Here is a 6,585-nt window from a genome sequence, read left to right on the forward strand (position 1 = left end):
CCCTACTCCCCTGCCCCCTGCTTCCCCCTACTCACCCACACGATGAATTTTCCAAGATGGTAAAGCATAACAGCTGGCAATCCGCAAGAGAGCGCTTCAATATCTCCAGATTGGCAATAGACTTTTCGTGGTTGACGGTGAGTTTTTGGATTGCCGTAACTGTCGCTGGTATTCTTGCTTTCAGTTCCCTCAAGTATGCTTTGTTTCCAGATATTACTTTTCCAGTGGTGGTGGTGAATGCTACAGCGACCTCTTTGACAACTGCCTTGGATACAGAGGCCAAACTTACTAAGCCACTGGAAGAAAGACTGCGTTCTCTGGAAGGACTTGAGGATATCCGCGCATCCATCTATCCCGGTCAAACTGCGGTTAGTTTATCTTTTTTTGTTGGCACTAATTTAGAAGCATCGACCCGCAAGGTAGAAACTGCGCTTAAGCAGGTAACTTTGCCCAAGGGAGCAACTTACAAAGTTATTCCTCTAAATCTGAACGAGTCGGCTGCTATTAGCTATGCCATTGAGAGTGATTCACAGAATCTGACAGAACTAACCAAACTGACAAAAGACCAAATTATACCAGCGATCGCCAAGTTACCAGGAGTGCTGAAAGTCTCTATATTGGGCGCTCCTAGCCCATCTCCTTCCCTACAGCCAGCTAATGCCAGTACAGCTGCCCTGCCTGAAACAGGAGCAACATTAGTGCGGTTTAACGGTCAAAATGCATTAGCATTTCAGGTAATTAAACGCGGTAGCGCCAACACCATAGAAGTTGTCAGTCGGGTAGAGAAAGAAGTTCAAAAACTGCGACCTAACCTCAAAAATGTCAAACTGACCTTAGCCGCTACCCAGGCAGAATATATCCGCCATGCCACCCAGTCAACGATAGATGCTCTAATAGAAGCAGTCTTGTTGTCTATTGTGGTAATCTTCCCCTTTTTGTGGAACTGGCGGGCAACTCTGATCTCTGCCTTGGCGATTCCGACATCTTTGTTAGCAACGTTTATCGTCATGGCGATTTACGGCTTTAACTTAGAAACGATTACGTTGTTGGCTTTGGCTTTAGTGATTGGCAGTATTGTTGATGATGCGATCGTTGATGTAGAAAACATCATGCGGCACGTCGAAGATGGGGAAAGTCCTCGTCAAGCAGCGCTTTTAGCCACTAATGAAATCGGCTTGACAGTCACCGCCGCCACATTGACGGCAGTAGCAGTTTTTCTACCCATAGGTTTGATGGGTGGAGTAATCGGGCAGTTTTTCAAACCCTTTGGGATCACTGTTTCCGCAGCAATGCTTGCTTCTTTGCTAGTTGCCCGAACCTTATCTCCAGTTCTAGCTATTTACTGGTTAAAACCTAAATCTTCAGGTTCTCCTCGCCGTCGGGAAGCAAAAATTTGGGTAGCTTTTGCCCAATCTTACACATACTTGCTGCAATGGTCTTTGAACCACCGCAAAATAGTCATCGGATTAGCTGTAGTTAGCTTTATCGCAGGTATAGCAATAATTCCACTCATTCCCAAAGGGTTTATTCCTAAACTAGACCGTGGCGAGTTCAATATTACTTATATAGCTCCTTTGCCGAGTATCCCTTCTGAGGACACAGGGACGCAAAGACGCGAGGACGCGGGGAAATTACTCTCCGCGTCCCCGCGTCTCCCACTCTCCGCATCTCTCCCAATCCCTAATCCCTTAAATGATTCTCTGGAAGTTGCTAAAAAACTAGAAGAGGTAGTGAGAAAATCGCCAGCAGTGGAAACGGTATTTACTACAGTGGGGTCGCGTGAGGGGGAACCTAACAAGGGTACGCTCTATGTGAAACTTAAGGAAAACCGCAAGATCGCAACGGCAGCACTACAAGACCAATTTCGCTCTTCTTTACCTGCTTTGCCTGGGGTGACTACTAGTGTTGAAGACATTCAATTTGTCGATACTGGCGGACAAAAACCTCTCCAAGTAGCATTAAGAGGGAACGATCTCCAAGCCCTCAGTAAAGCAGCCAAGGCAATTAAAGACAGGATTCAAAAACTACCAGGATTCGCTGATGTCACAGTTACAGGTGGAGCGAATTCACAGGGCACAGTTTCTCAAATCGAGCGGCTAAATAATCAGCGGGTAGCTTATATCAGTGCTAATCTTGGCAAGGATTTGTCTTTAGGTGATGCTACTGATAAATTAGTAGCTGAAACTCAAGCAGTGTTGCCTCCTAATGTTACCTTGGATTTGGGAGGAGACTCAGCCCGTCAAGGAGAGGTTTTTGGCAGTTTCGGCACTACTTTAGCTCTATCGGCCTTATGCATTATCGTGGTACTGATTTTGCTGTTTAAAAGCTGGGTAGATCCTCTGGTTATTGGTGTTTCTTTGCCTCTAGCACTGATTGGGGCAATGCTAGCGCTATTAATTACCAAAAGCGATTTTGGCATGATCTCACTGATCGGCTTTGTGTTTTTGCTGGGGCTAGCAAACAAAAATGCCATCTTGCTTGTAGATTACATTAACCAGCAACGCAAAGCTGGCTTAGACCGCACTGAAGCAATCCTTAAGACCGGATTAGTGCGCCTTAGACCAATCATGATGACAACTGCCGCAGCTATTTTAGGAATGCTACCACTCGCTTTAGGTTTAGGAGCAGGTTCAGAATTGCGATCGCCTATGGCTGTAGCTATTACCGGCGGACTAGTAACCTCAACTATCCTCAGCTTGATTGTTGTACCTGTGGTCTACGCAATTTTAGATGATTGGTTTCCCCGGTTTAAGAGGAGCAAGGAGGGATGAGGGAGATGAGGAGGATGAGGGAGAAAATTTGATGAAAGTCTTTGTCACGGGGGGTACGGGTTTTATTGGTGCTCATCTGGTGCAGTTGTTGCTGCAACAGGGATACGCAGTCAAAGCGTTAGTACGTCCTAGCAGCAATCTGGATAATCTGCGCGGTCTAGAGGTGGAAATTGTCAAGGGCGATTTAAACGATCTAGAATGGCAACACATGAAGGATTGTCAGTATCTATTTCATGTAGCAGCTCATTATTCTCTGTGGCAAAGCGATCGCCAACTACTCTATCAAAATAATGTTTTAGGTACGCGCAATGTGTTAGCAGCAGCCCGCAAAGCCGGAATTGAGCGCACTGTTTATACCAGTTCGGTAGCAGCAATTGGAGCGGGAGCATTTGGTCAAATTGTCGATGAAACTCATCAAAGTCCTTTAGAAAAATTGGTGGGTGATTACAAAAAGTCTAAATTTCTGGCTGAACGAGAAGCTATGCAAGCCGTTGCTACAGGTCAGGATGTAGTTGTGGTCAATCCTAGTAGCCCGATTGGATCGTTAGATATCAAGCCTACCCCAACTGGTGATATTATCCTGCGGTTTTTGCGGCGACAAATGCCCTTTTATTTAGATACTGGTCTCAATTTTATCGCAGTGCAGGATGTGGCATGGGGACATTTACTGGCTTTGCAAAAAGGGAAATCGGGCGATCGCTATATTTTAGGTCATCAAAACCTGACCTTGAAGCAATTACTCGACCAACTCGCCCAGATTACAGGTTTAACAGCACCCCAACGAACTGTACCTGCTTGGTTGCCTTTGGGTGTAGCCTGGGTTGATGAAAAGATTCTCGCACCGTTGGGCAAACCGCCATCAGTCCCTTTAGATGGCGTTCGGATGGCTAAACAACCTATGTACTACGATGCCTCCAAGGCAGTGCGAGAGTTAGGTTTGCCTCAATCTTCTTTAAATGTGGCACTTAAGGAGGCTGTAGATTGGTTTGTTTCTGAAGGCTATGTTAACCCCTACGGGGAATTAAAAATTAAAAATTAAAAATTAAAAATTTCAGACCCTACACATAAATTTGGGGCTTCGGAAAGTGGTATTTTTGCTCAACACAGGAGTGATAGAAACAATGGCAATTAATCTACAACAAGCTATGGATATCGGGAAGTATTTGGTTAAGCAGCGTCTTTTAGGACGTAAACGCTTCCCACTCGTATTGATGTTAGAACCCCTATTTCGCTGTAATCTAGCTTGTTCTGGTTGCGGCAAAATCCAGCATCCAACGGAAGTTCTCAAGCAAAATCTTACCCCAGAACAGTGCTTTGCCGCCGTGGAAGAGTGCGGCGCACCAGTTGTCTCAATTCCTGGGGGAGAACCTTTGCTACATCCCCAGATTGCTGAGATTGTCCGGGGATTAGTTGAGCGCAAGAAGTATGTTTACTTGTGTACCAACGGCTTGTTACTAGAAAAGAGCCTAGATAAGTTTCAACCTTCTCCTTACCTGACTTTTAGCATGCATCTCGATGGAATGCGGGAGTGGCATGATAAATGTGTAGACCGCAAAGGTGTTTTTGATATTGCCGTGCAAGCCATTCGCGCAGCTAAAGCTAAAGGCTTTCGGGTCACGACTAACACTACTATCTTTGAAGGTTGCGACCCTAAAGAAATGCAGGAGTTTTTTGACTTCCTAGAAACACTAAATACTGATGGGATGATGATTTCTCCAGGCTACAGCTATGATTGGGCCCCAGACCAAGATCATTTTCTCAAGCGCGAACAAACCCGCGCCCTTTTCCGAGAAATTTTGACTCCCTACAAAACTGGTGTAAAAAACTGGAACTTTAATCACAATCCCTTGTTCCTAGACTTTCTCATCGGTGAAAAAGACTATGAATGCACGCCTTGGGGTAGCCCTAGTTATAGCGTTCTTGGTTGGCAAAAACCTTGTTATTTACTAAACGAAGGTTATTACGCCACCTTCAAGGAATTGTTAGCAAAAACTGATTGGAGTCAATACGGTCGCGCTAGTGGTAATCCCCATTGTGCCGATTGTATGGTTCATTGCGGCTACGAACCCACAGCAGCAATGGATGCAATGCAGCCACAAAATATGGCTCGTGCCCTTGGTAGCGTCTTGGGAAATCGGTAATTAACCTTATTTATACCAATTCGCCAAAACAGAGCAATACATTCAAACCCCGAAACCCAGACCCTATCTGAATTTCTTAATTACAAATTACGAGTTGGTATTAGTGCTGAGTAAAGTAAAAAGTACTCAGCACTCAGCACTCAGCACTCAGCACTCACTCAGGCTAAACCCCAATATTTGATACGTTCCTCAAGCCAACCTTCTGCTGTGTAACGAGCGATCGCTTCATTTACTCGCCGTCTCAATTCATCGTATTGCAAGCCTTTGGGCATCACGACTGACAAAGGTTCAGTTGATAGCTTGATTGGCAGTAGCCGATATTCGGGATATTGTTGTACCCAACCGCTGAGAACGCTAGCATCTGCGGCAAATGCTACTGCGGCATTACTTTCTATTCGCTCTCGCGCTTCTGCGTAAGAATTAACGCCTAGCAACTCTGCATTAGGCACATAGTAACGCACTTGAGCTATGGTACTGGAATTTTGGAGTACGGCAATTTTTTGTTTTGCCAAATCTTTTAGCTGCTGAATAGCGGTATTTTTAGTGACTAATACAGCGCTATCAAAATAGTAAGGAACACTGAAACTAACTAAGCGAGCGCGTGAATTGGTTGCTGTCACCCTGGCGATCGCCAAATCAACTTTCTTGTCTAAAACCACAGACAAGCGATCGCGGTTCATTACGGGTTGCAACTTGACAGCATCTGCTTTCCCTAGCAAATCAACTGCCAAGCGTTTTGCTAAGTCAATTTCTAAGCCTTGCAAATTGCCGCTGGCATCTCTAAACCCTAAAGGACGCAAGTTATCTTTGACAGCAATATTTAAATAGCCCCGCCGCTGAATTTCTGGCATTTGAGCGGCAGATGCGCTTAATCCCGTTCCGAAGATAGAAATGCAAACAATGGCTGCGATTAATAATAGAAAAGAAGAATAAAGGATGAAGGATGAAAAAAAGAATCTTCGCCGTATATAGGCATCCTTTTTCCAGCCCCCAGATTTATCTGTGGGATACACTTCAGCCTTCATACTTCCGAGTTTATCCTTTGGCTTGACTGGCCAATTCAGCGACCTTGCTAAAGCTAGCTGGATCGAGAACTGCTAATTGTGCCAACATTTTGCGATTGAGTTGCACATCAGCTTTTTTCAAATTGCCGATGAACTGGCTATAACTCAGTCCGTGTTGTCTTGCAGCAGCATTGATCCGAGCGATCCAAAGGCGACGAAAATCGCGCTTTTTCTTTTTGCGATCGCGGTAAGCACTTCGTAGTGCCTTCATTACTTGTTGGTTAGCGGTTCTAAACAAAGTTGAGTGGGAACCGCGAAAACCTTTAGCTAGTTTGAGAATTTTATTGCGGCGTTTACGAGCTACGTTACCGCGTTTTACCCTAGTCATAATTTAATTCCTGAAGAACTTACAAATATGGGAGCATCAAACGCACGTTTTCTTCGTCGCGTTCGTGTACAAGTGTAGTTTTGGACAGTTTACGCTTTTTGTTAGAACTTTTGTGTTCCAAAAGGTGGTTTTTGAAAGCTTTACGACGCACGATTTTACCTGTACCAGTGGCACGGAATCGCTTTGCCGCTGCTTTACGAGTCTTTAGTTTAGGCATGAGCTGGCTTCAATTCGACACGATCCATCATTATATACTAATCAACGAGGTAGTGGACAGGAGA

Annotated in this window: 6 protein-coding genes; 3 read left to right on the top strand and 3 right to left on the bottom strand. The window is 45.0% G+C overall.

Annotated elements, in window-relative coordinates:
* The first annotated feature begins 56 nt into the window (after positions 1-56).
* From I8752_RS15115 to hpnH, 3 genes are all read left to right on the top strand, one after another.
* Positions 57-2,771 carry an efflux RND transporter permease subunit gene (locus tag I8752_RS15115; protein WP_214433138.1) on the top strand — a complete coding sequence of 905 codons (2,715 nt, stop codon included), beginning with the start codon at positions 57-59 and terminating at the stop codon, positions 2,769-2,771.
* 31 nt (positions 2,772-2,802) lie between these two features.
* Complete coding sequence (hpnA, locus tag I8752_RS15120; protein WP_214433158.1) at positions 2,803-3,810, top strand: hopanoid-associated sugar epimerase; 1,008 nt, start codon at positions 2,803-2,805, stop codon at positions 3,808-3,810.
* Positions 3,811-3,892: 82 nt separating this feature from the next.
* On the top strand, positions 3,893-4,912 hold the full coding sequence (hpnH, locus tag I8752_RS15125; RefSeq protein ID WP_214433139.1) for an adenosyl-hopene transferase HpnH: 1,020 nt from the start codon (positions 3,893-3,895) through the stop codon (positions 4,910-4,912).
* Positions 4,913-5,070: 158 nt separating this feature from the next.
* On the opposite strand, the gene I8752_RS15130 is transcribed toward hpnH, so the two are convergent.
* The 3 genes from I8752_RS15130 to rpmI are packed head-to-tail and all read right to left on the bottom strand — an operon-like array spanning position 5,071 to position 6,521.
* On the bottom strand, positions 5,071-5,937 hold the full coding sequence (locus tag I8752_RS15130; protein ID WP_214433140.1) for a transporter substrate-binding domain-containing protein: 867 nt from the start codon (positions 5,935-5,937) through the stop codon (positions 5,071-5,073).
* 10 nt (positions 5,938-5,947) lie between these two features.
* A complete protein-coding gene (rplT, locus tag I8752_RS15135) occupies positions 5,948-6,304 on the bottom strand; it encodes a 50S ribosomal protein L20 (RefSeq protein WP_214433141.1) in 357 nt (118 codons plus the stop codon).
* 19 nt (positions 6,305-6,323) lie between these two features.
* Positions 6,324-6,521, bottom strand: coding sequence for a 50S ribosomal protein L35 (gene rpmI, locus I8752_RS15140; protein WP_214433142.1), 198 nt, complete (start codon positions 6,519-6,521; stop codon positions 6,324-6,326).
* Positions 6,522-6,585 lie beyond the last annotated feature (64 nt).

The organism is Dendronalium phyllosphericum CENA369, assembly GCF_016056275.1.
Classification (GTDB): Bacteria; Cyanobacteriota; Cyanobacteriia; order Cyanobacteriales; family Nostocaceae; genus Dendronalium; species Dendronalium phyllosphericum.